This window comes from Neisseria sp. P0021.S006 (assembly GCF_051956895.1).
Window position 1 is genome coordinate 1 of record NZ_JBQCWZ010000262.1, and the last position, 1,727, is coordinate 1,727.

At 49.0% G+C, this 1,727-nt stretch carries 1 protein-coding gene and 1 pseudogene; one reads left to right on the forward strand and one right to left on the reverse strand.

Annotated elements, in window-relative coordinates; genetic code table 11:
* Positions 1 to 65 precede the first annotated feature (65 nt).
* Positions 66 to 1,436 (forward strand): signal recognition particle protein, encoded by a 1,371-nt coding sequence (gene ffh / locus ACTHUM_RS13160; protein WP_003684000.1) that lies wholly within the window; start codon positions 66 to 68, stop codon positions 1,434 to 1,436.
* 166 nt (positions 1,437 to 1,602) lie between these two features.
* Here the strand turns inward: ffh and ACTHUM_RS13165 are convergent.
* A pseudogene (locus tag ACTHUM_RS13165) lies at positions 1,603 to 1,727 on the reverse strand (thiol:disulfide interchange protein DsbA/DsbL); the annotation flags it as partial.

Consider the following 1,727-nt stretch of genomic DNA (forward strand, 5'->3'; position numbering starts at 1 on the left):
TCCGAATTTTATTTTAACAAAGAATGCCCTGTATTGGGCAGCTATTCTCATTATCAAGGATAAGTATGTTAGACAACCTGACCAACCGCTTCAGCAAGGTACTTAAAAATATTCGCGGCCAATCAACGCTGACCGAAGACAATATTAAAGAAGCCTTGCGCGAGGTTCGTCTTGCCCTGCTGGAAGCCGACGTTGCATTGCCCGTCGTTAAAGAATTCGTCAACACAGTCAAAGAACAGGCCCTTGGCCAAGAAGTCGTCGGCAGCCTGACGCCTGACCAAGCCTTTATTGGTGTGGTTAACCAAGCCTTAGTCGAATTGATGGGCAAGGAAAACAAAACGCTGGATTTGTCGGTTTCACCGCCTGCCATTGTTTTAATGGCCGGTTTGCAGGGTGCCGGTAAGACAACAACCGTCGGCAAACTCGCCCGCCTGCTGAAAAACGATCAGAAGAAAAAAGTCTTAGTGGTATCTGCCGACGTTTACCGCCCTGCCGCGATTGAACAGCTGCGTCTGTTGGCCGAACAGGTCGGCGTGGACTTTTTCCCATCCGATACCAACCAAAAACCGGTTGAGATTGCAACTGCCGCCGTCGATTACGCCAAAAAACATTTTTACGATGTCTTGATGGTCGATACCGCCGGCCGTTTGGCAATCGATGAAGAGATGATGAACGAAATCAAAGCGCTTCATGCGGCGGTCAACCCGGTTGAAACTTTGTTCGTTATCGATGCCATGCTGGGTCAGGATGCTGTGAACACTGCTCAGGCATTTAATGAAGCCCTGCCGCTGACCGGTGTCGTATTGACCAAGATGGACGGCGACTCGCGCGGCGGTGCGGCATTGTCCGTACGCCATGTGACCGGCAAACCGATTAAATTTATCGGCGTCGGCGAGAAAATCAACGGCCTCGAACCTTTCCACCCCGACCGTCTTGCCAGCCGTATCCTCGGCATGGGTGACGTATTGACCCTGATTGAAGACGTTCAAAAAGGTATTGATGAAGAAGCTGCCGCCAAAATGGCGAAAAAGCTGCAAAAAGGCAAAGGCTTCGACCTCAATGACTTTAAAGAACAAATCCAGCAGATGCGCAATATGGGCGGCTTGGAAAACCTGATGTCGAAAATGCCGGGCGAACTGGGTCAAATATCGAAACAAATCCCCGAAGGCACGGCCGAAAAAGCGATGGGCAAAGTAGAAGCCATCATCAACTCAATGACTCCAAAAGAACGCGCCAACCCTGCCCTGCTCAAAGCCAGCCGCAAACGCCGTATTGCAATGGGTGCAGGCACGACCGTGCAGGAAGTGAACAAATTGCTCAAACAGTTTGAACAAATGCAACAAATGATGAAGATGTTCAGCGGCAACGGCTTGGGCAAACTGATGCGCTTGGCCAAAGGCATGAAGGGAATGAAAGGCATGTTCCCAGGTTTGTAAGCCGATTTGACAGAAAACGCCGTCTGAAAAGTTTCAGACGGCGTTTTGGTTTTGTATTCAGATTTAAAATCATGAGACCTTAAGCAACCATTTCTTCTATAACATCTAATATAAAAGGCCGTCTGAAATCTATTTTCAGACGGCCTTTATTCATTCAGCCTTCAACTTATTGTGGCTTTTTCTGCTCTTCGCGTACTTTGTCCACCAACTGGTCAATCGTGGTCATGAAGGACTGCCAGTCTTTAAATTCGACTTGGTATTTGCCGCCGACGATAACGGTCGGTGTGCCGC